Origin of the sequence: Massilia sp. CT11-108 (assembly GCF_047302915.1) — a bacterium.
GTDB classification, from domain to species: Bacteria; Pseudomonadota; Gammaproteobacteria; order Burkholderiales; family Burkholderiaceae_D; genus Telluria; species Telluria orientalis.
Genome location: NZ_JBKYMO010001608.1, coordinates 1 through 256, shown reverse-complemented (window position 1 = coordinate 256; position 256 = coordinate 1). Strand labels below are relative to the sequence as shown.

Sequence of the window (256 nt, the reverse complement as noted above, 5' to 3'; positions counted from 1 at the left end):
CTACGGTCTTACGCACACTTGGTCTTACCAGTTCGAGCAGCAGACTCCCGGTCGAGCTGCAGCTCTCGGTGGTCAGCCACACTCCTTTCTCCACGACATCAGCTGACAGACTAGTCACTCACGGTACTGATGTTCTATACACTTTCGGAGCGCCCGTCATTGGTATTGGTGGAAACTGGACCGAGAGCGATAAAGTGATTTCTGCTCAGATGATCGATTACTGGTATGTCAATTATCCTTTGGGAAGTATAAGGTC

The 256-nt window shown here is 50.0% G+C and carries 1 protein-coding gene; it reads left to right on the top strand.

All coding sequences use genetic code 11. The annotated features are described in order from the left end of the window. Positions 1 to 68: 68 nt before the first annotated feature. Positions 69 to 256, top strand: a 188-nt coding sequence (locus ACEN88_RS35760; RefSeq protein WP_413347131.1) for a hypothetical protein, incomplete at its 3' end; no start/stop codon positions are given.